Here is a 22782-nt window from a genome sequence, read left to right as displayed (position 1 = left end):
CTTTGGGTTTGTCGTCTTGTCTTTGTGAGTGTCCGGCGGCCTCGGGATGATTGTCCCGTATCGATCTACAAGATCCGGCTGCTGGGTGAAGGGGCCGGGCGCAGATTGCGCGCCCAGCCCGGCCATATGGCCTTAGCCTGCGTTACAAGAGCCCAGGGCTCCGCCTGCAAACATTGGGTGATCGATCGGGTAAGTAACCTGAGCCGCCGGAGTGACTTCGACAACTTCAAGAAGGTCGAACTCCGATGTTGGGTTTTCTTTACCGCGCACAACCAGCACGTCTTTGAAGCACTGGTGATCGCCAGCACGGTACAATGTTTTACCATTGCCCAGACCGTCGAACTCAAAGCCTTCCAGAGCTTCGCCAATACCACATGGGTTGAAGGTACCCGCGCGTGTGGCAGCATCGGCATACAGCAGTGTCTGACAGTATACAGTGTGCGCCGCCTGCGACGGTGGGAAGCCATATTTGGTGCCGAAGGATTTAACGAATGCCTTAGAAGCATCATCCTGCAGCGACCAGTGCCAGTTGGTGGAACCGTGGATGCCTTTAACGTTGGCACCGGCACCCTTGGCCATCAGACGTGAGTACAGCGGAACAACGATTTCGAAGTTCTTGCCGTTGACAACTTTTTCACGCAGACCAAACTGAACAGCGTTGGTCAGCGAGTTTACCATGTTGCCGCCGTAGTGGTTCAGCACCAGAACGTCAGCACCCGAATTCAGAACCGGAGCGATGTAGGAGGAGAAGTCAGTCGAGGCAAGCGGTGTGCGCACCTTGTTGACTGTGTTCCAACCCATGGCCTCGGTTGCGGCAGCGATCGACTCTTCCTGTGTCCAGCCCCAAGTGTAGTCAGCTGTCAGGTGATAGGCGCTACGGTCGGTGCCATACAGGTTCTTAAGAACCGGAGCCAAGGCCGCAGCAGACATGTAACCGTTAAAGAAGTGACGGAAACCATTGGCTTTCTTATCTTTACCGGTTGTGTCGTTCGAGTGGGTCAGGCCAGCCATGAAGATTACACCAGCTTCTTGACACAGACCTTGAACAGCAATCGCAACACCCGAGGATGAGCCACCAGTGATCATCACTGCGCCGTCTTTTTCGATCATCGACTTGGCCGATGCGCGTGCAGCGTCAGATTTGGTCTGCGTATCGCCTGTGACGAACTCGACCTTTTTGCCCAAGATGCCGTTGCCCTGCAGCTCTTTGGAGCTGAAGGTGTTCAGCATGCCGCCGTCGCCTTCTCCGTTCAGGTGCTCAACTGCCAACTGATATGCGCGCAGCTCGTCCGCGCCTTCGTCAGCGTAGGGGCCAGTTTGTGGTACGTTGAAACCCAAAGTGACAGAACTACCAGTGGGTTCATTGGTGTAAGCCGCGACGGACGACGCGGTAAAGATCGTTGGCAATGCAACACCTGCGCCGGCAACAGCGCTGGTTTTCAGCATGCCACGACGCGTGAAATTCGAATTGGACATATAATCCTCCCTTATATGATTGACGCGTCGCGGCTCCTCTACTTCCACGATGCGCAGGCACTATTGTGCAAATGCAGTATGAGGCAGTGTTGTAAAATTGCGCAATAATCGCCTTGTTTTTCTGAATAATTCTGTAAATAAATGCACAGAGGTGCGCTTGGAGTTGTAAAGTTTTTTATGTTGCAGCGCAGAAAACTGTTGAAAACGTATAGATCAATGAGGGCTGCAAAATGACAAGGGACACTTTGACGGGTAGTCGAATTCGTGAACGAAGGCTGTTTTTGGCGTTGCGACAGGCGGCGCTGGCGCGACAGGTCGACATATCTGCGTCTTATCTTAACCTAATTGAGCACAATCGCCGTAGAATCGGTGGCAAGCTATTGGTGGATATTGCCAGAGTGTTGGGGGTCGAACCTTCAATGCTTACCGAAGGCGCTGAAGTGGCACTGATCTCAACCCTGCGGGAGGCCGCTGCGGATGCCGAGAAGCCGGTGGCAGAGCTAGACCATGTGGATGAGTTTGCGGGAAGGTTCCCAGGCTGGGCTGAGGTGCTGGCTGGTGAACATCGTCGGGTGGCCACGCTGGAGCGAACAGTGCAAGTGCTGTCAGACCGGTTGACACATGACCCGCAACTGGCGGCGTCTCTGCATGAAGTGCTATCAACGGCTGCTGCAATTCGCTCCACCGCGTCAATCTTGGCGGAAACGGGAGAGCTTGAGCCGGAATGGCGGGATCGTTTCCATCAAAACCTCAATGTGGATTCACGTCGACTGGCCGAAAGCAGTAGGGCGCTGGTAAATTTCCTTGACGACAGTAGTACAAACACCACTCGACGTGGTGTGCCGCTGGAAGAAGTGGAAGCGTTCTTTAGTGCGCATGATTTTCATTTTGAAGCTATTGAACAGGGGCAGGTATCACCTGCGGAATTGGTAGCGGATGCGTCAGAGCTGCAAAGCGATGCAGCCAGAACGGACGCCATGGCTGCGTTGGAATTGTATCGCTTGGATGCTGAAAAGATGCCTTTGGATGAAATAACCCAAGCAGTTGCCAACGAAATTGATCCAATGGCCCTTGCCGAAACATTTAGCTGCGAACTGCCCTCAGTCTTGCGGCGCCTGGCAACGCTGCCTGAGGATGTTCTGGGCAAGCAGTCAGGGTTGATTTTTTGTGATGCGTCGGGGTCCATTCTTTTTCGCAAACCGATTGATGGATTTGCTCTTCCAAGGTTTGGAGCGTCCTGCCCGCTGTGGCCTCTATACACTGCATTGGCCCGGCCACAGGTTCCGCTACGTCGTCAGGTGGTACAGCATGGTCGCCATGCCACGGGCTTTGAATGCCTGGCCGTCGCTTGGCCACAGGCGCAAGTTGGATTTGATAAAGATCCCATGTACCGTGCAGTAATGTTGATCTTGCCGCAGACAGCCAGCCCGGCAGATGCGCTGGCGGTGGGGTCAAGCTGTCGGGTCTGTACAGCAAAGAACTGTCAGGCGCGGCGCGAGACATCAATCCTTGACGAAGAGTTTTGACAGTTATGTGACCTCAGGTCTAGTCTGGCCTGAACTAGGGGAATTAGCGCTAGGTCTTTGTGGGCCGGAAGTTGGCGTTGAGGGAGGAATTTCTGCATATGGGCAGGCATGTTGTGTTGATTGAGGATGAGCCAAATATTATTGAGGCGATCCGGTTTCTACTGACCCGGGAAGGCTGGACTGTTGAGGCTCATTCCGATGGGCAAAATGCGATTGAGGTGATCAAGGCGGCAAAACCAGATTTGGTCATTCTTGATCTTATGCTGCCAGGCAAAAGTGGAATGGAAATCATTAAGGATCTCCGGGAACAGGAAAAAATGACCGAACTGCCGGTGCTGATGTTGACAGCGCGCGGTCAGGCGAGAGATCGGGAAATGGCTGAGAAGGCTGGGGTCAGCCGTTTTATGACCAAGCCGTTTTCCAATACAGAAGTGCTAGCGGCAGTTCGGGATTTGCACGCGCAGGCCAATCAAGCATGAGCCACAGCGGCGACGACTGGGGCGAAGGCAGGCAGCGAACGGCGCTATTTGTTGAACGAAAGGCCTATCGGCGTCGTCGTCTTATGGACATTGCACGACTGCTACCTTTGTTTGGGGCGCTACTTTTTCTGGTGCCGCTGATGTGGCCAAATCCTGATCCCTATCCCGCACCGGATACGTCAGGTGGGAAACCTATTTCCGAAGCCATAACCTACCTGTTTACGATTTGGACGCTGTTGATTGCTGCCAGCTTTGTGTTTGGGGTGGCAGTACGCCGGTGGGCGGAAAACTGGACTGAAGGTACCGATAAACCTGGTGAGGAAGCGCCCTAATGGCTTCGCTGAATGTGCTCGTTGCGGTGTGTTTGGTCTATGTCGCTCTCTTGTTCATTGTGGCCTTTGCCGCTGACCGCAAGGCCAGTAGGGGACATCGGTCCGCCTGGTTGCGGTCACCGTTGATCTACACACTGTCGCTTTCGATCTATTGTACAGCTTGGACTTTTTACGGTGCCGTTGGGTATGCGGCGCGATCTGGGCTCGAGTTTATTACAATCTATCTAGGGCCAACGCTGGTAATGATCGGTTGGTGGTGGGGGTTGCGCAAACTGGTCCGAATAGGGCGCAGCCAGCGGGTCACTTCGATAGCTGACCTGATCTCCGCGCGCTACGGAAAGTCAAACACGCTTGCGATATGCGTAACCATCTTGGCCGTAATTGGCGTGACGCCGTATATTGCGTTGCAATTGCAGTCGATCACACTGTCATTTGCCACTTTTGCCGAGGCTGATCCCGCACGGCAGCTCTATGAAACCACAACAGTGTTCTGGGTTGCTGCGGGGTTGGCCGTGTTTGCCATTTTGTTTGGAACCCGTAACTTGAACGCAAACGAACGCCACCATGGGGTGGTGACTGCTGTGGCTCTGGAAGCAATGGTTAAGTTGGTGGCCTTGCTGGCGGTTGGAATTTTCGTGGTTTGGGGCCTGTCCGATGGAATTGGTGAAACCATGGCCCGCGTGGATGCCTCGCAGATCGGTCAATGGCAGATGCAAGGCGACCGCTGGGCCACCATAACGTTCTTGTCTGCAGCAGCCTTTGTCTGCCTGCCACGCATGTTTCAGGTTATGGTGGTTGAAAATGAAGATGAACGGCATCTGCGTGTCGCGGCATGGGCTTTTCCACTATATCTGCTCTTGATGAGCCTGTTTGTTGTCCCGATTGCTGCAATAGGGTTAGAACTGTTGCCGGTGGGGGCAAATCCCGATCTGTTTGTTTTGACCATCCCCCTTAGCCAGGGCCGTGATGGACTGGCTATGTTGTCTTTCTTGGGTGGGTTTTCGTCGGCGACCTCGATGGTCATTGTCGCGGCGATGGCACTGTCGACCATGGTTTCCAACCATATCGTGATGCCGATCTGGTTGCGGATGCAGGGGCATGGGGCTTCAGTCTCAGGCGATGTTCGCAATGTGGTTCTGCTTGCGCGCCGGGTGTCGATCGCAGTGATCATGGCTCTGGGGTATTTCTATTACAGGCTGGCTGGCCAGGACGCTGCACTGGCTTCGATTGGTCTGATCTCGTTTGCTGGGATTGCGCAAATTCTGCCTGCGCTGGTGGGGGGGCTGTTTTGGCGTGGCGCTACCCGGACGGGGGCACTGGCTGGGTTGTCTCTTGGGTTTTTGATTTGGCTTTATACAATGCTTCTTCCTGCGTTGGGGGGAGGCCTGTTGCCGGATGCAGTCCTGACTGATGGATTGTTTGGCTTTCCCTGGCTGCGCCCGCAGGCTCTATTTGGGATTGAGGGGCTGGATCCAATCGTTCATGCGGTCCTGTGGTCTATGGCGTTGAACGCAGCGGCTTTTTGCATTGTATCACTGGCAACGTTCCCCAACCCGTTAGAGCGGCTACAGGGCGCGCAATTCGTCAATGTTTTTGATCATTCAGCGGGGCCGCGTGGCTGGACCGGGTTGGTGGCGCAAAGCGAAGATTTGATGGTGATGTCGCAGCGGATTCTAGGGGCAGGCGAAGCACAGGACTTTTTCCAGAGCGAAGCCATCCGTCAAGGAAGCCACCGTGGGCTCCCAGAACCAACGCCAGCGTTTCTGGAGCGATTGGAGCGAGAGTTGAGTGGCTCGGTTGGTGCCGCAGCGGCGCACGCGATGGTGGGCCAGATCGCCGGAGGGTCGTCGGTCTCGGTAGAGGACCTTTTGGCTGTGGCGGATGAAACAGCACAGATGCTGGAATATTCTAGCCAGTTAGAAGTGCAATCCAAAGAATTATCGCGGACTGCCAAGAAGTTGAGGGAAACAAATGAAAAACTGACCCAGATCTCGCAGCAAAAGGACGCGTTTCTAAGCCAGGTGAGCCACGAATTGCGCACACCTATGACTTCGATCCGGGCGTTTTCAGAGATCCTGCGCGACACCGAAGGAGGGAGTGAAGAAGATACTGTTCGCCATGCGAGCATTATACATGATGAAGCCCTAAGGTTGACTCGATTGTTGAACGACCTGCTGGATCTGAGCGTTCTGGAAAGTGGTCAAGTGAGCCTAAACATGACTGTTGGTAGCTTGGGTGAGGTGCTTGACCATGCGGTGTCAACTGCGCTGGCAGGATCAGATAAGCCATTGAACGTCATTCGCGCACCTTCGACGGAAGTGGTGCGGATTTCGTCTGATTTGGACCGCTTGTCACAAGTTTTTATCAACCTGATCGCCAATGCACAGAAATATTGCGATGCTGAGAACCCGGAAATCAGCATCGTGGTGTCAACCAGATATGGGCGGCTGCGGATTGATTTTCTCGACAATGGCAGCGGAATACCGCGGGCTTCGCAACAACTTATTTTTGAGAAATTCTCGAGGGTTAGCCCCGAAAAGGCCGGTGGAGCAGGACTGGGCCTAGCGATTTGTCGTGAGATTATGCTGCGTTTGGGGGGCGATGTGCGTTACTTGTCCGGGCATCCTGGTGGCGCCTTTCGGGTTTCCTTGCCATTAGCACCAGATTTGGTCACCTAAGACGTCATTTATAAAGACTATAGTAACCAACTACGCGCTAAAAGATATCTAAAGGGGCGCAGAAGGTGTTGGTTGGGAGCCTATGTCAGACATTACAACAGCAGAAACAGCGGACGGCGGTGCAAGTGTTCTTGCACGCAAACTGGCTGTTGCACGCGAGGGGACCAGCGGAATTTCCAGCTCGGTCACTCTCAAGGCGTTGCGCCGTTCGCTTGCGAGAGCGGCTGCTGATCTGTGCGAACTCCCAGTTGCGGTCATTGCGGCGCGTCAGGTAAATTGTGCACCTGAAGACCTGAACCGACATCTGTCTGACGAAGATCTGCTGGTGGTGCTAGATGGCCCAAATGGGCGTATCGGTTCGGCAACGCTGGATGCTGCGACGGTTACAGCCCTTATACAGCAGCAGACCATGGGGCAGGTGATGGGCAAGGCGCCCTCTGAACGTCACTATACATCGACTGATGCAGCGATGACCGCCGAATTTATCGATCGGGCGTTTGCCAAAGCTGTGACGATGCTTGAAACTCAAGCTGACCTACCTCTGTTCGATGGATTCCGTTTTGGCGCCCGGATAGAAGATACGCGGAGCCTCTTGCTTGGTCTCGAAGCAGATGATTACCGTGTCATCGAAATGACTCTGGACTTGTCTTGCGGCGCTATGCAGGGCGCTATGACGCTGATCCTGCCCGAGCCAACAGACGAAGATTTAGGCAAAGATGGCCAAGCGAGTGCAATTGATTTTGGGCCGTCTCTTGGCAGCAATATGGGGAACATGCGGGTCGATTTGAGCGCAGTTTTGTGTAAGATGCAGGTCCCTTTAAACGAGTTCTCTAACCTCCAAGTTGGTGATGTGCTGTCTTTGGATCAGGCCTTTCTATATGAAACCGATCTTATTGCCATCAATGGGCAAAGCATTTCTGGGGGACGGTTAGGGCAAATTAACGGTGCCCGTGCTGTTAGATTGAATGATTCCGGTAGCGGCCTGGACGGAGGCAATGCCACAGAAGGACAAGCGTTTTCATCCGCGATCGGGTCTGATCTACCAATGGAACAAATCAACGAGCCCGCACCGCTTGATCTTGGCATCGCAGCTCAAGGTCTTCAAGATCCTGCGGATGGTCTTGGAATGGCACCGATGGGTGACTTACCAGCGGGCGATTTACCAATGGGTGACTTGCCGATGGGCGACCTTCCGATGGGTGATTTGCCAATGGGCGACCTACCATCAATGGGCGACCTACCACCAATGGGCGACCTACCACCAATGGGTGACTTACCAATGGCAGGTATGGACGATATGCCCGCCCTGTTGGGCACTGGCTCCGAGGGCGATCTGGGTGGTTTTGATCAGGGTGACGCGATGGCAGAAATTTCAGAATTGGCCGGTTTGGGCGATGGCCTTCCGGATCCTCTCTGACCGTTACCTAGATGTTCGGTAAATAGAAAACGCTCCGGCTGTTAAGTCCGAAGCGTTGCTTTGCTAAACAACAACAATAGATTAGCTTTTGACGTGCAACTCGTCCAAAGCCGGACGTAGGTTTTCCAGCTGATATCCTGCTGCGGCAGTCATATTCAAAATTGTGTCCGAATTCATCTCGCTTGCGTGACCTAGTGCCCAAACCACAGAACAGCGGGTGCCAGAGGCGCAATAGGCCAGCACAGGCCCGTCACAGACCTCTGCCAATCGCCGTTGTTTGTTTACATTGTCGGCCGTCATGGTTTGGTGTGTGAGCGGCAGTTCTTCAAACCTCAGCCCTGCGGCTTCAGCGGCAGCACGGATTCTCTCGGCCTGATGGCTAGGCGGCACCTCAGCATCGGGGCGGTTGCAAATCACTGCCTTGAAGCCAGCCTTGGCCAGCGCGGGCAGATCCTCGGCCGCAATCTGCGGCGAGACGAAATAGCGGGGGGTGATAGAACGTGGATCCATATCAGAACCTTTACGCCTTTGCCGCTATTTGGTCTAGTTGTTCGCCAATTTTAGGCGCAACTACCATGCCTGCAATCATTGAGAGCATGAACAACACGCCTTCCCACCCATTGTAGGTGATCGATGCGATCACAGGTCCGGGGCACAATCCCACCAGCCCCCAACCCATACCAAACATGACAGATCCGGTAATCAGCCGGTGGTCGAGTTCTGGACGGGCCGGTGATGGAAATGCACCGCCCAACAGTGGAGCACGCCCCTTGGTGAACCGCCAGGCAATGAACATTGGTATGATGGCGCCCCCCATTACAAATGCCAGAGTTGGATCCCAATCGCCAAATACGTCTAGCCATCCCTGTACCTTAATGGTGTCGGTCATGCCTGAGATAAAAAGACCAGCGCCAAATAGCCCGCCGGCCAGAAAAGAGAAAAACATCCGCATTAGATCACTCCCAGAACATGGCGAAAGAGAACCAGTGTCATGCCGCCTGCCAGAATATAGAAAACAGTGGCCACGATGCCGCGCAGTGACAGGCGTGAAATGCCACAAACCCCATGACCAGATGTGCAGCCATTGGCAATGCGGGTGCCAAGACCAACAAGCAGGCCTGCGGCAATGATGAGCGGCACGTTGCCGGTCATATGGGTATTGGTTTTGACCATGAACAGCGAAGACAGAACCAAAGGCAGTAAAATAACACCAGCGAGAAAAACCAGCTTTTCGGCCGCATCTTTGCGGCCACTGCCATCGACCAGCCCGCCCAGAATGCCACTTGCTCCCATGATGCGGCCATTGCCAAGCAGATAGACAGCGCCACCCATTCCGATAAGCCCGCCGCCAGCAAGCCCCCAGATCCAATCTGTTTCCATGACGTAAGTCCTTATTGTGCGCGAAGTTATGGTATTGTCCGGATTGACCGAGCTAGCGGTTAATCTCAATGTCGCGGGTACTAGATTTTGTTGATGGGCAACTTCAGAAACACATCACCCTGTTCATCAGGTTCAGGCATTTGACCTGCGCGCATGTTTACTTGTAACGAAGGCAAGATCAATTTTGGCATGCCCAAAGTTGCATCGCGCGAATCACGCATCTTGGTGAAATCTTCGATGCTGCGCCCATTGCCAATATGGACGTTTAGAGCTTTTTGCTCACCAACAGTTGTTTCCCAAGCAAACTCATCCCGGCCTGGTGCCTTATAGTCATGACAGACAAAAATCCGGGTCTCGTCAGGTAATGCCAGGATTTTTTGGATCGAGTCGTAAAGCTGTGCGGATGAACCGCCAGGGAAATCACAGCGCGCTGTGCCGAAATCTGGCATGAAGAGGGTGTCCCCCACAAAAGCGGCGTCGCCAATTACATATGTCATACAAGCTGGCGTATGTCCGGGTGTGTGCAGTACGTCTGCCTGCATCTGACCTATGTGAAAGCTGTCACCATGGGACAAAAGGGCGTCAAACTGACTGCCATCACGTTGGAATTCGGTGCCCTCGTTGAAGACCTTACCAAAGGTGTCCTGTACCACAGTAATGTTTGCGCCGATGCCAATTTTTCCACCTAGTTTTTCTTGTAAATAGGGGGCGGCAGATAGGTGATCGGCATGGACATGACTTTCCAGAACCCAGTCCAGTGTCAAGGCTTGTTCGGTGATCCAGTTGATGATGATGTCCGCCGAGGCTGTATTGGTGCGACCAGAAGCATGGTCAAAATCAAGCACCGGGTCGATGATGGCACATGCATTGCTTAGCGGATCGCGAGCGACATATGAGACTGTATTTGTAGCTTCGTCAAAAAATGCTTTTACAAGTGGCGTCATCGTCTCTCTCCGTTCAGTCAACTAATCATATAGCGATATCGGAATGTGTATCAAGAGGCATGTTAGGTAGGTAGAGCACAAAGGTGTCATTGGTCCCGCCAACAGAATGAACGGTCTGAAATTGTGACATTTGAATTAGCGGGCAGAGGGGATTTTCATCTTTCGTCGCAAGGCCATCGTAAATAAGGCCCATAATAGTGAAGAAGTCGTTGGATTTGTATTTTCAGTAGGAAACGGCGTGTCATTCTGAGTTGAAAAAAAGGAGGGGCCGTCAAATGAAGACAACCGAGCTAATGCAAGCCGCCGAAAGGCTAGAAGAGCGCATCGTTGGCGCCAGTATGACGGCCCGACAGGCCTTGCAGCCGGAATTCAATGAAGTATTGAGCCAATTGCGCGCGAGCGGCATAGAGGTGCCATCACGGTTGACTAAGCTGGATAGAGAATTGGGCGAAGAGGCGATCGAAGCTTATTTTGAGAGCTATACGGCGTGAAAAAGCTCAACCGAGTAAAACGCCAACTATGACCAGCATGAGACCTAACATCGAAAGTAGAAGGGCACCCAGGTTGTAGGGCAAAACCGACTGCACCACTGCGCGCAGCGTTTCGTCGTCCAATTTCTGTTTACGGGCCCGCATAACGCGTAGGATGCACCAGATCAGGCCAAGCAAACCGACTATGGAAATGGCGGCGCCTATCCAGACTAGAATTTCAAACATGGCCGGGCTCCTATGAACTGTCCGCGATCGCGCCTAAAGGATTGGCGAAGAACCTGCAAGGGCCGCCAGTCCAATCGCAGCTTGCAGTGACAGGTGATGGCCTGTATTCCGACCTCAAATTTCCTACCGCGACGGAGCTGATGATGGATGTGACCGAACAAGAAAAAAGCGACAGCTATCGTGTAACAGCCGGGGAGCTGCGCCAATTTGTCGAGCGGCTGGAACGGCTGGATTCTGAAAAGAAAGACCTTGCAGAGCAAATGAAAGAGGTCATGGCAGAGGCCAAAGGGCGCGGTTACGACACCAAAGTAATTCGCAAGTTGGTGGCGCTGCGCAAACGCGACAAGGATGACATTGCCGAAGAAGAGGCGGTGTTGGAGATGTATAAAGAAGCGTTGGGAATGTGAATTTCTGCGTTTGGTGTTTTGGGGCCTAAATTTCCCACGAAACACAACACACAATGCTTAGAAGGGCGGCCATTTAGGCCGTCCTTTTTTCTTGAAAGCAAGAGTTTGTGAGTCCTTCGATGTTTTAAGCTTGAAATATATTTTCAGATGCAGGATTACTGTAGGGGTAACACTGTGAAAGGAAGACGCGCCATGGCTACAATTTCTGTACACCCCGAAGGGTGGAAGGTGGCCAAGGGCTATGCCAATGGCATGATAGGCGAAGGTCGTGTTCTGTTTGTTGGTGGGCAAATCGGCTGGACTGCACAGCAGGTGTTTGAGGTGCAGGATTTTATCGGCCAGATGAGCCAAGCCTTGCGCAATATTCTGGATGTGGTCGAGACAGCAGGTGGAACGGCGAGTGATATTACCCGGCTCACATGGTACGTGACTGACAAAGCTGAATACATGGCGCACCAAGCCGAGGTTGGCCAAGCCTATAGAGCGGTGATGGGGTATCATTTCCCGGCGATGACAATGGTTGTGGTCGCGGGCCTAGTTGAAGATGAAGCCAAGATTGAGATCGAGGCGACGGCGATGTTGTCCCATTGATCGGGACATTGGCTTTCTGACCACTTTATTGTGATGCAGCTTTTGCAGGTCCGTCGTTGTACTTAACTCTGTGCAAATCAGATGGAGGATGTAATGCGGATCAATGCCGATTTTGAGCAACGTGCAGTGGTGCGTTTTGCTGATACCCCATGGGTGCCTAGCCCTGCAGCAGGGGTTGAGCGCAAGATGTTAGACCGTATTGGTGAGGAAGTGGCGCGAGCCACTACTATTGTACGCTTTACACCAGGGTCGTCATTTGATGCCCATACCCATGATGGCGGCGAAGAATACTTGGTTTTGGAAGGTGAGTTTCAGGACGAGACTGGCAACTTTCCTGTGGGGGCCTATGTTCGTAATCCTCCAACGTCGCGCCACACCCCAGCAGCGTCGAAGGGGGCAGTGATCTTGGTGAAGTTACATCAATTTGATCCTGCTGACCGGCTCACCGTCCATGTTGACAGCGACGCAAGCAATGATCCGGTTGTGGCGCTGTTTGAGGATGAAAGCGAACAGGTCAGTATAGAGACCTGGGAACCTGGGCAGCGTATTTCACGGCTGGCTCCGTCGGGAATGGAAGTCTTTGTTCTTGAGGGCGGGTGTCGCGAAGGAGATGATTTTCTGTCTCGCTGGGACTGGTTGCGCCTGCCTCCTGAGGGTGGATTTGAAGGACAGGCAGGTCCCGAAGGGGCCCGCGTGTGGATCAAAACGGGACATTTGTCGCAGATGGGCGAAAAATAGGTCATCCGTTTTGGTTTAGAAAACAGCTGGTTAGGATCTGAAGTCGGGTAGGTGTGGTAGGTTTTTCCCTGTTTCAAAATTTTACCAGTTGATAAAAAATTGAATTGTGGCACTCTGGATGCAACAAGAACACATCCAGGGAGACACCCAATGGCGAGTAGCCATCAGGCATCCGGCATTCAGGCAGGGCGTTTGTCCAGCCAAGATATTGTCGATAACTTCGGCGATTTGCATCCTGCTTATGACGCGCACGAGGCATCAGTCGCAGCAGATCGCTGCTACTTTTGTTATGATGCGCCTTGCATGACCGCATGCCCAACCAGCATTGATATCCCGCAATTCATTCGCGAGATTCAGACCGGAAACCCCGAGGCCGCCGCGCGTACGATTTTGGACCAGAATATCCTTGGCGGAATGTGTGCCCGTGTTTGCCCAACCGAGACGTTGTGCGAAGAGGTCTGTGTTCGGGAAACAGCCGAAGGCAAGCCGGTCGAGATTGGTCGCCTTCAACGTTATGCGACTGACGCATTGATGGCAAAAGGTGGGCACCCGTTCGCACGTGCTGCTAGCACTGGCAAGCGTGTTGCCGTTGTAGGCGCCGGCCCGGCCGGGCTGTCCGCCGCGCACCGCTTGGCGATGCTGGGGCACGAGGTTGTTGTTCATGAAGTGAAGGGCAAGTCTGGCGGGTTGAACGAATTTGGTATTGCTGCCTACAAAAGCACCAATGATTTCGCAGCGCGTGAGGTCAGCTGGCTGATGCAGATCGGCGGCATCAGCGTTAAACATGGCGATGGTCTGGGGGCTGGATTAACTCTGGACGCATTGAAAGCAGACTTCGATGCAGTGTTCCTGTCAATTGGACTGGCCGGTGTTAACGCATTACGCGCACCTGGTGAAAACAAAGACGGAAGCCGAGACGCAGTAGAGTTCATTGCTGAGCTACGCCAAGCAACCGATCTGTCTACATTGGCAGTTGGGCGCAACGTCGTGGTCATTGGCGGTGGTATGACAGCAGTTGATGCCGCGGTGCAGTCGAAGCTTCTTGGGGCGGAAAATGTTACTATAGCTTATCGCCGTGGACAGGACGCCATGGGGGCGAGCCGTTTTGAGCAAGATCTGGCGACGTCCAAAGGGGTGAAACTGATGTTCAACGTTATGCCTGTCGCGGTGCATGGCGAAGGCGCAGCCAGTGAGATCGAGTTAGAGTACACCAGTATTGTTGATGGTAAAGTGTCTGGCACCGGTGAAACATTGCGTCTGGCAGCTGATCAGGTGTTCAAGGCGATTGGTCAAACTCTGGAAGGTCAGCCGGAAGGTTTGGTTCTTGAGGCGCGCAAGATCAAGGTCAACGACACAGGCCGCACGTCGGTTGCAGAAGTCTGGGCAGGAGGCGACTGTGCTTCGGGCGGCGAGGACCTGACAGTGACAGCGGTTGCCGAAGGTCGCGATGCCGCAATGGATATTCATTCCAGCCTGATGGGCTGAGCAAGCCTTGGGGCCTGCTGAAGTGCCCCAAGCTAGCAATTCAAGGAGCAGATAAATGGCTGATCTGACATCAGAATTTTTAGGGATCAAATCTCCCAACCCGTTTTGGCTGGCCTCCGCGCCACCAACGGACAAGGAATACAACGTGCGCCGCGCCTTTGAAGCCGGATGGGGGGGCGTGGTTTGGAAAACGCTGGGTTCGGAAGGACCTCCGGTGGTTAACGTGAATGGCCCCCGCTATGGCGCGATCTTTGGCGCAGATCGTCGCTTGCTGGGGTTGAACAACATCGAGTTGATCACGGATCGACCGTTGGAGGTGAACCTGGAAGAGATCACCCGGGTCAAGAAAGACTATCCAGATCGGGCAATTATTGTCTCGCTGATGGTGCCCTGCGAAGAGCAGGCCTGGAAGGACATCTTGCCCAAGGTTGAAGCCACCGGTGCTGACGGCATTGAGCTGAACTTTGGCTGTCCGCATGGCATGGCCGAGCGCGGAATGGGGTCGGCTGTTGGCCAGGTCCCGGAATATATCCAGATGGTCACCGAATGGTGTAAAAAGTACTATTCTAAGCCAGTTATCGTAAAATTGACACCAAATATTACTGATATTCGTCAACCTGCCCGTGCGGCAAAGAACGGCGGAGCAGACGCTGTAAGCCTGATCAACACCATCAATTCGATTGTTTCCGTTGATCTGGATATCATGGCGCCTAATCCAACCATTGGTGATAAGGGGACGCACGGTGGGTACTGTGGACCAGCGGTTAAGCCGATTGCAATGAACATGGTTGCTGAAATTGCGCGCGACCCGCAGACCCATGGCCTCCCAATTTCGGCAATTGGTGGCGTGACCAACTGGCGCGATGCCGCTGAGTTCATTTCATTGGGCGCTGGCAATGTTCAGGTCTGCACCGCAGCGATGACATATGGATTCAAAGTTGTCGAAGAGATGATTTCCGGTTTGTCACAGTGGATGGACGAAAAAGGTCATGCGTCGATTGCGGATTTCATGGGGCAGGCGGTTCCGAATGTCACAGATTGGCAGTACCTGAACCTGAATTATGTCGCCAAGGCTGTGATCAATCAGGACGACTGCATCAGCTGTGGTCGTTGTTTTGCAGCATGTGAAGACACGTCGCATCAGGCGATCGCGATGTCCGAAGACCGAGTTTTCACTGTCAAGGATGATGAGTGTGTTGCTTGCAACCTGTGTGTGAGTGTTTGCCCGGTCGAGAACTGTATTACGATGGAACAAGTCGCCCCTGGCCAGTTGGATGAGCGGACGGGTGAAGTCGTTTCAGAAGACTATGCCAATTGGACCACTCATCCCAACAATCCCTCAGCAACTGCAGCCGAATAAGGGGAACGCTGATAGCCGCGGTTATCGGCAAAACCAACTCAGATGTAAGAAAGGGCGGTCCGAGAGGGTCGCCCTTTTTTGTTAGTTATCTGATGGAGTTAACATACGCCGATACAGGGTATCCAGATATTCGGGAGCTGCATCAAATGGATCTTCACCAGCCATTAAGGCACGAACCTGAACATCGAAATCTGCATAATGCTGCGTTAGCGACCAGATCGAAAACAACAGATGCTTTGGGTGTGCAGAGTTGATTTTTCCAGCTTGCATCCATCGTTGCAAAAGCGCGGATTTTTCTTCCACCAGAGCATTCAAATCAGTGGCAATTGTACCCAGTAGACGCGGGGCACCTTGTACGATCTCATTGGCATAAAGGCGGCTTTCACGCGGAAAATCGCGGCTCATTTGTAACTTTCTCTGAACATAGGCCAGGATTTCTTCCAATGGATCGCCATCGGGGTCTAGGGATCGCAAGGGGTCTAGCCAGGTGCCCAGAAGTTGGGCCATCAATTCGTTGAAAATGGCCTCTTTTGAAGGGAAATAGTACAACAGGTTTGGTTTGCTCAGCCCGGCTTCGGTAGCAATCTGATCCACCGTTGCACCGCGAAAACCGTGAGTTGAAAACACTTCCAGTGCAGCCTCGAGAATGGCAGCGCGATTCTTTTTTTGGATCCGGGTGGGTGCGCGGTCTTTGGTCATAGCAGTGTCTTTGGTCCTGACTCGGGCGGCGACCCAGTGATGCCTCAAAATTCAACATTTCCCCATGTTTTTTGGGGTTTTTCCAGCTGTAGCGCCGCAATTTCTTGACTAGTGCCTGACCCGTGATAGCGTGAGTTTTACCAGTTGGTCAAATCAAAGCCGCGACATGCGGATGGGCTAACAAAACAATACCGCCAAAAGGCGGACAGACGGGGAAGGATCACACCATGGCTGCGCTTGGTCAAAATCTAACAATCAACAGCGAACGGCTGTGGGACAGCCTGATGGATATGGCTAAGATCGGGCCCGGTGTCGCCGGGGGTAACAATCGCCAGACGCTGACAGATGAGGATGGTGAGGGGCGGGCCCTGTTCCAAAGTTGGTGCGAAGCTGCTGGCTGTACGATGGGGCTGGATCAGATGGGCAATATGTTTGCCCGCCGCGAAGGCTCAGACCCAGATGCGTTGCCGGTTTATGTTGGCTCACATCTCGATACCCAGCCAACGGGTGGTAAGTATGACGGAGTGTTAGGTGTGCTTGGCGGGTTGGAAGTCCTCCGGTCACTTAACGATATGAATATAAAAACAAAACACCCCATTGTGGTGACCAACTTTACCAACGAAGAAGGCACGCGATACGCGCCCGCGATGCTGTCATCTGGGGTGTTCGCCGGCATTCATACCCAAGACTGGGCCTATGATCGCGAAGATGCCGATGGCAAAAAGTTCGGCGATGAGCTGAGCCGCATTGGTTGGCGTGGCGACGAGGAAGTTGGTGCCCGCAAGATGCATGCCTTCTTTGAGTTGCATATTGAGCAAGGCCCAATTCTGGAAGCAGACGAGAAAGACATTGGGGTTGTGACCCATGGTCAGGGGCTCAGCTGGACCCAGGTGACTGTGACCGGCAAAGATGCACACACGGGGTCCACCCCGATGCCAATGCGCCGCAATGCCGGCCTTGCCATGGCGCGGATGCTGGAGGCGGTGGATGAGATTGCCTGGCGCAATGCCCCGCATGCTGTCGGTGCGGCAGGACATATCGATGTCTACCCCAACTCGCGCAATGTGATCCCCGGAAAGGTGGCCTTTACCGTCGATTTCCGCAGCCCCGAGCTGGAGGTGATCGAAGATATGGAACTGAATTTCCGCGAGCAGGCTCAGGACATTGCAGACGCTATGGGCGTAACGGTTGAGTTTGAAAAGGTTGGCGGATTTGATCCGGTCAAATTTGACGACACCTGTGTCACCGCGGTGCGTAATGCAGCGGACCGGCTGGGCTATTCTCATATCGATCTGATATCGGGGGCTGGCCACGACGCTTGCTGGATCAACCGTGTAGCCCCAACGGCGATGGTGATGTGCCCCTGTGTGGATGGGCTGAGCCATAATGAGGCAGAAGAGATTAGCCCGGATTGGGCAGCCGCTGGAACCAATGTGTTGTTCCATGCGGTGGTGGAGACGGCGGAAATTGTGGAGTGAACTCAATTTCTAAAGTTGTCGAAATCGACGGGAGTGCTGTTGTCGACTGGTCAAGTTTCCACGATCAGTTCTCGACCAAAATGGGGTTCCCGGCTTTCTATGGCCGAAACGGTAACGCTTGGATTGACTGTATGACTAGTGTGGATTGTCCGGAAGACGGGTTAAGTTCGGTTACGGTTATAAAAGGCGCTACGCTTACGCTGCAAGTTTCTGAAGCCTCGAGTTGGGCAACCCGCTGTCCAGAGGTATGGGCGGCATTTCAAGAAATGATTGCATTTGTGAACTGGCGGCGCATCGAACAAAATGAAGGGGCTGTACTGGCTCTTTCTTATTACGCTTAGGGGAGAGACCATCATGGTCACGAAAGTCATCAAAAATGGCACGATTGTTACTGCGGATCTCACTTACAAGGCAGACGTCTTAGTTGAAAACGGGGTGATCACCCAGATCGGCCCAAATCTAAAAGGCGACGAAGAGCTGGACGCAACCGGTTGTTACGTGATGCCCGGTGGGATTGATCCACACACCCATCTCGAGATGCCGTTTATGGGTACCTACAGCTCGGATGATTTTGAAAGCGGCACGCGGGCTGGTCTAGCTGGCGGCACCACTATGGTGGTGGACTTTGCCCTGCCAAGCCCCGGTGAGAGCCTGTTGGATGCGCTAAAGCGGTGGGACAATAAATCGACCCGTGCCAACTGTGACTATTCCTTCCACATGGCCGTGACCTGGTGGGGCGAGCAGGTGTTTGACGACATCAAAACCGTCATTCAGGAACGTGGCATCAACACCTTCAAACACTTTATGGCCTACAAGGGCGCGTTAATGGTGAATGACGATGAGTTGTATTCGTCATTCCAACGTCTGGCCGAGTTGGGCGGGATTGCCATGGTGCATGCCGAGAATGGCGATGTGGTGGCAGAACTGTCCGCTAAGCTGTTGGCAGCAGGCAATAATGGGCCCGAGGCACATGCCTATTCCCGTCCTCCACAAGTCGAAGGTGAAGCCACCAATCGGGCGATTATGATTGCTGATATGGCCGGTGTGCCGCTCTATGTAGTACACACATCCTGTGAGGACAGTCACGAGGCCATTCGCCGTGCACGGATGCAGGGCAAACGGGTTTGGGGTGAACCACTGATCCAGCACCTGACACTGGACGAGAGCGAGTATTTCAACCCGGATTGGGATCATGCTGCACGCCGCGTGATGTCGCCTCCGTTCCGTAACAAGCAGCATCAGGACAGTCTTTGGGCGGGTCTGCAGTCTGGGTCCTTGTCGGTTGTGGCAACTGACCACTGCGCCTTTACCACCGAGCAGAAACGCAATGGCATTGGCGACTTTACACAGATTCCCAATGGAACAGGCGGGTTAGAAGATCGGATGCCGATGCTGTGGACTCACGGTGTGGCCACAGGTCGCCTGACGCCTAATGAGTTTGTCGCGGTAACCTCGACCAATATTGCCAAGATCCTGAACTGCTATCCCAAAAAGGGCGCGGTTTTGGTTGGAGCAGACGCCGATCTGGTTGTCTGGGACCCCGAGAAAAGCAAAACTATTCAGGCCTCTACACAGCAAAGCTCGATAGATTACAATGTGTTTGAGGGTCATGAAGTTAAGGGTTTGCCGCGCTTTACTCTGACCAGGGGTCATGTTGCGGTACACGATGGCGAGATCCGGTGTCAGGAAGGCCACGGCAAGTTTGTGTCGCGCGAGGCAAATACAACGGTCAACAAGGCGTTGAGTTCCTGGAAAGAGCTGACAGCGCCACGCCCGGTGGAGCGTTCGGGCATTCCGGCAACTGGCGTTTAATCAGCGGCGGGTCGCTGGAAATGGCGGCCCAATACCCAGTGTTATCAAGGCAATAGAATGAATATTGAAACGACTACCCAGGCTGATGCTACCAACGCCGTCGTCGAAGCCCGGAATCTGGATCTGGTGTTCCCAACCAATGACGGACCGGTGCAGGCGCTGAAAGATGTGAACCTTACCATCAACAAGGGTGACTTTGTCAGCTTTATCGGGCCTTCGGGCTGCGGCAAGACCACGTTCCTGCGGGTTATGGCTGCGCTAGAGCAGCCCACAGGTGGTGAGATCACCGTCAATGGCATGACCCCGGACGAGGCCCGCCGTGAACGTGCCTATGGATATGTGTTTCAGGCCTCGGGGCTATACCCATGGCGCAACATCGCGCGTAACATCAAGCTGCCGCTAGAGATTATGGGATATTCGAAAGCGGAACAGGAGAAGCGCGTTAACGAAGTGTTAGAACTTGTTGAATTGTCAGGGTTTGGTGGCAAATACCCCTGGCAGTTGTCTGGCGGTATGCAGCAACGCGCCAGCATTGCACGGGCGTTGGCCTTTGATGCGGATATCCTGCTGATGGACGAACCGTTTGGCGCGTTGGATGAAATTGTGCGTGACCATCTGAACGAACAGCTGTTGAAACTCTGGGCGCGGACCAACAAGACCATTGGCTTTGTCACCCACTCGATCCCCGAGGCGGTGTATCTGTCGACCAAGATTGTTGTGATGAGCCCACGACCAGGGCGGATTACGGACGTCATCGAGAGCCCGCTGCCAAAAGAGCGGCCACTGGATATTCGTGACAGCCCAGAGTTTATCGAAATCGCCCATCGCGTGCGAGAAGGTTTGCGGGCAGGGCACTCGGATGACTGAGGTGCGTCGAGCAGAGCTGAGCGATGTCGCTGGGATGGCCGCCATCGTGAACGGTTGGATTGACCACACCGAGTGGATGCAGCGTGACTTACCGTCTGAAGAGATCGAGAACTCGCTGAGCAAAGGGTTAGCGCTGCGTGAAATCTGGGTGTCTGGTGATCCGGTCCAAGGATATCTCTCCTTGGAAGTGGAGATTAAGCATATCTGGGGTTTTTATTGCGCACATCCTGGTACTGGTGTTGGCAAGACGCTGTTGGATCAAGCCAAAAAAGGGCGAGATTTTCTATCACTGAACACCCACGTGCCAAACAAGCGTGCACAGCAGTTCTACCTGCGTGAAGGTTTTAAGCCAGTGGGCGAATTGGATGAAGGCAAGCCGAGCACCTTTTTTTCGCTTGAGGGGCGCGAGCCAACGGGTATCCGTGAGCTTCGGATGGAGTGGCATTCATGAAAACTTTGATAGCCGTCCTCACCGTTCTCTCTGTAATTATCGCTTTTTGGTATGCGGCCTGTCTGCCAATGAATATTAAAGGTGTCCTGACTGAAGCCGAACGCGCTGGCGCCGAAGTCACCCCAGCCGGCGCAAAAGAACGTCGGGACTTGGGAGAGTTTGGACTGGTGCTGGACAACCGCTTTGCCATCCCGGCCACTTGGGCACAGGATCGACCACGGCTGCCTGCTCCGCATCAGGTTGCGCAGGAATTGTGGAAGACGACCGGTGCTATGGTTCTGAAGGGAAAAATGATGTCCAAACGCAGCCTGTTCTATCATGGCTGGGTGACGCTGAGTGCCACATTACTGGGTTTTGCCATTGGCACCGGTTTGGGCATTCTGCTGGCGGTTGGCATCGTGCATTCGCGCGTTATGGATATGTCAGTGATGCCCTGGGCTATTGTCAGCCAGACCATTCCGATCATTGCGCTGGCGCCGATGATCATCGTGGTGCTCTATTCGGTTGGAGTACAAGGAATCCTACCCAAGGCGGTGATCTCGGCCTACCTCAGTTTCTTTCCTGTGGTTGTTGGCATGGTCAAGGGGCTGCGCAGTCCGGATGGAATGCAGCTGGACCTGCTGCGTACTTATAACGCCAGCACCAATCAAGGGTTCTGGAAGTTGCGGCTGCCTGCCTCGATGCCGTATCTGTTTGCTTCACTGAAAATCGGTATTGCGGCTTCGCTGGTCGGTGCAATCGTGGGTGAGCTGCCAACTGGGGCTGTGGCTGGATTGGGTGCGCGCCTGTTGGGCGGCAGCTATTATGGCCAGACAGTGCAGATTTGGTCGGCTCTGTTTGCAGCAGCCATTCTGGCAGCCTGTCTGGTGGCGCTGTTGGGATTGATTGAACGATCCGTTCTGAAACGGATGGGGATGGGCGCATGATCTTGGTTATCTTAGCAGTTCTCGTCTGGTGTGGCGGCTGGTGGTTGAACAGTCGTCTGGCCAATGGGTCTTATGCGGCAACACGTGAGGTGCAGCTTCTGGTCCCAGTGATTTTTGGCCTCACATTAGTGCTGGTTTGGCAACTGCTTGTTCGCGGGCTTATGGTTCCTTTGGTCATCTTGCCAGCGCCAACTGATATCGCATCCGCCTTTGGTGCCAATCTGCCCAAGCTGTGGGAAGATTTCTTACAGACCTTTGTGAAGGGCGCTCTGAGTGGTTACGTAATTGGTTGCTCTGCTGCGTTCCTGATGGCGATCGTGATGGACCGTAGCGATTTCCTGCGTCGTGGGCTGCTGCCGGTGGGCAACTTTGTTGCTGCCCTACCGATTGTGGGTACGGCACCCATTCTGGTGATGTGGTTTGGTTTTGACTGGCACTCCAAGGCGGCTGTTGTGGTTGTGATGGTGTTCTTTCCGGTTCTGGTGAACACAGTGGCTGGCCTGCGCGAAACCAGCGCCATGCAGCGGGACCTGATGCAGACCTATGCCGCCAGCTATTGGCAGAGCTTTTTCAAGCTGCGCCTGCCTGCAGCGCTGCCGTTTATCTTTAACGGCCTGAAGATCTCAACCACGCTTGCCTTGGTTGGCGCCATAGTGGCGGAATTCTTTGGTTCCCCAACGGTAGGTATGGGGTTCAGAATATCCACTAGCGTGGGGCAACTGGCGCTGGACATGGTCTGGGCTGAGATCGTTGTGGCGGCGCTGGCAGGGTCAATGTTCTACGGTGCGGTTGCGCTGGTCGAGAAGTCGCTAACATTCTGGCACCCGTCGCAGCGGCGTTGAGGATTGAGATACTACAGCGCCTTTGAGGAGGGGGGCTGTAGAACCGGTTGGGCACTCCGGAGTCGTTTTTCGGCTATTCGTGCTTAAAACACGGGCAAGGCAATAAGCGCTCTGCCATAGGGATAAGAAAAACTTTGAACGGATGGTCAAATTCTTGCAAGCTTTGACCATAACCACA

At 53.8% G+C, this 22782-nt stretch carries 25 protein-coding genes; 18 read left to right on the top strand and 7 right to left on the bottom strand.

The window, feature by feature from the left end; translation table 11 throughout:
• Positions 1–132 precede the first annotated feature (132 nt).
• Positions 133–1476 (bottom strand): substrate-binding protein, encoded by a 1344-nt coding sequence (locus GO984_RS16580; RefSeq protein ID WP_157023739.1) that lies wholly within the window; start codon positions 1474–1476, stop codon positions 133–135.
• Between the two features lie 230 nt (positions 1477–1706).
• On the opposite strand from GO984_RS16580, the gene GO984_RS16575 reads away from it, so the two are divergent.
• From GO984_RS16575 to GO984_RS16555, 5 genes are all read left to right on the top strand, one after another.
• A complete protein-coding gene (locus GO984_RS16575) occupies positions 1707–3002 on the top strand; it encodes a helix-turn-helix domain-containing protein (protein WP_157023738.1) in 1296 nt (431 codons plus the stop codon).
• A gap of 98 nt (positions 3003–3100) precedes the next feature.
• Positions 3101–3481 (top strand): response regulator transcription factor, encoded by a 381-nt coding sequence (locus GO984_RS16570; protein WP_157023737.1) that lies wholly within the window; start codon positions 3101–3103, stop codon positions 3479–3481.
• A complete protein-coding gene (locus GO984_RS16565) occupies positions 3478–3813 on the top strand; it encodes a hypothetical protein (protein ID WP_157023736.1) in 336 nt (111 codons plus the stop codon). Before GO984_RS16570 ends, GO984_RS16565 begins: the two co-directional genes overlap by 4 nt.
• Positions 3813–6491, top strand: a complete 2679-nt coding sequence (locus tag GO984_RS16560) for an ATP-binding protein (RefSeq protein ID WP_157023735.1) — start codon at positions 3813–3815, stop codon at positions 6489–6491. The genes GO984_RS16565 and GO984_RS16560 overlap by 1 nt, the downstream gene beginning before the upstream one ends.
• An 82-nt stretch (positions 6492–6573) precedes the next feature.
• Positions 6574–7908 carry a FliM/FliN family flagellar motor switch protein gene (locus GO984_RS16555; protein WP_157023734.1) on the top strand — a complete coding sequence of 445 codons (1335 nt, stop codon included), beginning with the start codon at positions 6574–6576 and terminating at the stop codon, positions 7906–7908.
• 81 nt (positions 7909–7989) lie between these two features.
• Here GO984_RS16555 and GO984_RS16550 read toward each other — a convergent pair whose 3' ends face one another.
• From GO984_RS16550 to GO984_RS16535, 4 genes are read right to left on the bottom strand one after another with little or no spacing between them, the layout of a single operon-like run.
• The gene (locus GO984_RS16550; RefSeq protein ID WP_157023733.1) at positions 7990–8418 is read right to left on the bottom strand and encodes a protein tyrosine phosphatase family protein; all 429 of its coding nucleotides are present in this window, start codon (positions 8416–8418) and stop codon (positions 7990–7992) included.
• Between the two features lie 10 nt (positions 8419–8428).
• Entirely contained in the window at positions 8429–8860 is a 432-nt protein-coding gene (locus GO984_RS16545; protein WP_157023732.1) for a DUF6691 family protein, read from the bottom strand.
• On the bottom strand, positions 8860–9357 hold the full coding sequence (locus GO984_RS16540; protein ID WP_483414168.1) for a YeeE/YedE family protein: 498 nt from the start codon (positions 9355–9357) through the stop codon (positions 8860–8862). Before GO984_RS16540 ends, GO984_RS16545 begins: the two co-directional genes overlap by 1 nt.
• A gap of 11 nt (positions 9358–9368) precedes the next feature.
• Complete coding sequence (locus GO984_RS16535; RefSeq protein WP_157023730.1) at positions 9369–10232, bottom strand: MBL fold metallo-hydrolase; 864 nt, start codon at positions 10230–10232, stop codon at positions 9369–9371.
• A 275-nt stretch (positions 10233–10507) separates the two neighbouring features.
• Between GO984_RS16535 and GO984_RS16530 the strand changes: the two genes are divergently transcribed.
• The gene (locus tag GO984_RS16530; protein ID WP_157023729.1) at positions 10508–10723 is read left to right on the top strand and encodes a hypothetical protein; all 216 of its coding nucleotides are present in this window, start codon (positions 10508–10510) and stop codon (positions 10721–10723) included.
• Between the two features lie 6 nt (positions 10724–10729).
• Here the strand turns inward: GO984_RS16530 and GO984_RS16525 are convergent, their stop codons facing one another.
• On the bottom strand, positions 10730–10948 hold the full coding sequence (locus GO984_RS16525; protein WP_157023728.1) for a hypothetical protein: 219 nt from the start codon (positions 10946–10948) through the stop codon (positions 10730–10732).
• A gap of 143 nt (positions 10949–11091) precedes the next feature.
• Here GO984_RS16525 and GO984_RS16520 point away from each other — a divergent pair, with 143 nt between their 5' ends.
• The 5 genes from GO984_RS16520 (at position 11092) to preA (ending at position 15529) form a co-directional block, all read left to right on the top strand.
• Complete coding sequence (locus GO984_RS16520) at positions 11092–11355, top strand: DUF2312 domain-containing protein (RefSeq protein WP_138164265.1); 264 nt, start codon at positions 11092–11094, stop codon at positions 11353–11355.
• A 192-nt stretch (positions 11356–11547) separates the two neighbouring features.
• Positions 11548–11946: a RidA family protein gene (locus GO984_RS16515; RefSeq protein WP_157023727.1), complete on the top strand. Its 399-nt coding sequence runs from the start codon at positions 11548–11550 to the stop codon at positions 11944–11946.
• 93 nt (positions 11947–12039) lie between these two features.
• Positions 12040–12684 (top strand): cupin domain-containing protein, encoded by a 645-nt coding sequence (locus GO984_RS16510; RefSeq protein ID WP_157023726.1) that lies wholly within the window; start codon positions 12040–12042, stop codon positions 12682–12684.
• A gap of 150 nt (positions 12685–12834) precedes the next feature.
• Positions 12835–14169 carry an NAD(P)-dependent oxidoreductase gene (locus GO984_RS16505; RefSeq protein ID WP_157023725.1) on the top strand — a complete coding sequence of 445 codons (1335 nt, stop codon included), beginning with the start codon at positions 12835–12837 and terminating at the stop codon, positions 14167–14169.
• A 55-nt stretch (positions 14170–14224) separates the two neighbouring features.
• Positions 14225–15529 (top strand): NAD-dependent dihydropyrimidine dehydrogenase subunit PreA, encoded by a 1305-nt coding sequence (gene preA, locus GO984_RS16500; RefSeq protein WP_157023724.1) that lies wholly within the window; start codon positions 14225–14227, stop codon positions 15527–15529.
• Positions 15530–15610: 81 nt separating this feature from the next.
• Here the strand turns inward: preA and GO984_RS16495 are convergent, their stop codons facing one another.
• On the bottom strand, positions 15611–16228 hold the full coding sequence (locus tag GO984_RS16495) for a TetR family transcriptional regulator C-terminal domain-containing protein (protein WP_157023723.1): 618 nt from the start codon (positions 16226–16228) through the stop codon (positions 15611–15613).
• 227 nt (positions 16229–16455) lie between these two features.
• Between GO984_RS16495 and GO984_RS16490 the strand changes: the two genes are divergently transcribed.
• The 7 genes from GO984_RS16490 to GO984_RS16460 are packed head-to-tail and all read left to right on the top strand — an operon-like array spanning position 16456 to position 22604.
• Positions 16456–17706: a Zn-dependent hydrolase gene (locus GO984_RS16490; RefSeq protein WP_157023722.1), complete on the top strand. Its 1251-nt coding sequence runs from the start codon at positions 16456–16458 to the stop codon at positions 17704–17706.
• On the top strand, positions 17703–18047 hold the full coding sequence (locus GO984_RS23850) for a barstar family protein (RefSeq protein ID WP_342448103.1): 345 nt from the start codon (positions 17703–17705) through the stop codon (positions 18045–18047). Before GO984_RS16490 ends, GO984_RS23850 begins: the two co-directional genes overlap by 4 nt.
• A gap of 13 nt (positions 18048–18060) precedes the next feature.
• Complete coding sequence (gene hydA, locus GO984_RS16480; RefSeq protein WP_157023720.1) at positions 18061–19518, top strand: dihydropyrimidinase; 1458 nt, start codon at positions 18061–18063, stop codon at positions 19516–19518.
• 57 nt (positions 19519–19575) lie between these two features.
• A complete protein-coding gene (locus tag GO984_RS16475) occupies positions 19576–20385 on the top strand; it encodes an ABC transporter ATP-binding protein (protein ID WP_157023719.1) in 810 nt (269 codons plus the stop codon).
• Positions 20378–20836 carry a GNAT family N-acetyltransferase gene (locus GO984_RS16470; protein WP_209279431.1) on the top strand — a complete coding sequence of 153 codons (459 nt, stop codon included), beginning with the start codon at positions 20378–20380 and terminating at the stop codon, positions 20834–20836. Before GO984_RS16475 ends, GO984_RS16470 begins: the two co-directional genes overlap by 8 nt.
• Positions 20833–21762: an ABC transporter permease gene (locus tag GO984_RS16465; RefSeq protein WP_157023718.1), complete on the top strand. Its 930-nt coding sequence runs from the start codon at positions 20833–20835 to the stop codon at positions 21760–21762. The genes GO984_RS16470 and GO984_RS16465 overlap by 4 nt, the downstream gene beginning before the upstream one ends.
• On the top strand, positions 21759–22604 hold the full coding sequence (locus GO984_RS16460) for an ABC transporter permease (RefSeq protein ID WP_157023717.1): 846 nt from the start codon (positions 21759–21761) through the stop codon (positions 22602–22604). The genes GO984_RS16465 and GO984_RS16460 overlap by 4 nt, the downstream gene beginning before the upstream one ends.
• Positions 22605–22782 lie beyond the last annotated feature (178 nt).

This window comes from Parasedimentitalea huanghaiensis, from assembly GCF_009753675.1.
GTDB lineage: Bacteria > Pseudomonadota > Alphaproteobacteria > Rhodobacterales > Rhodobacteraceae > Parasedimentitalea > Parasedimentitalea huanghaiensis.
Note: the sequence above shows the minus strand (reverse complement) of the source record. Positions and strands in the feature narration are given on the sequence as shown.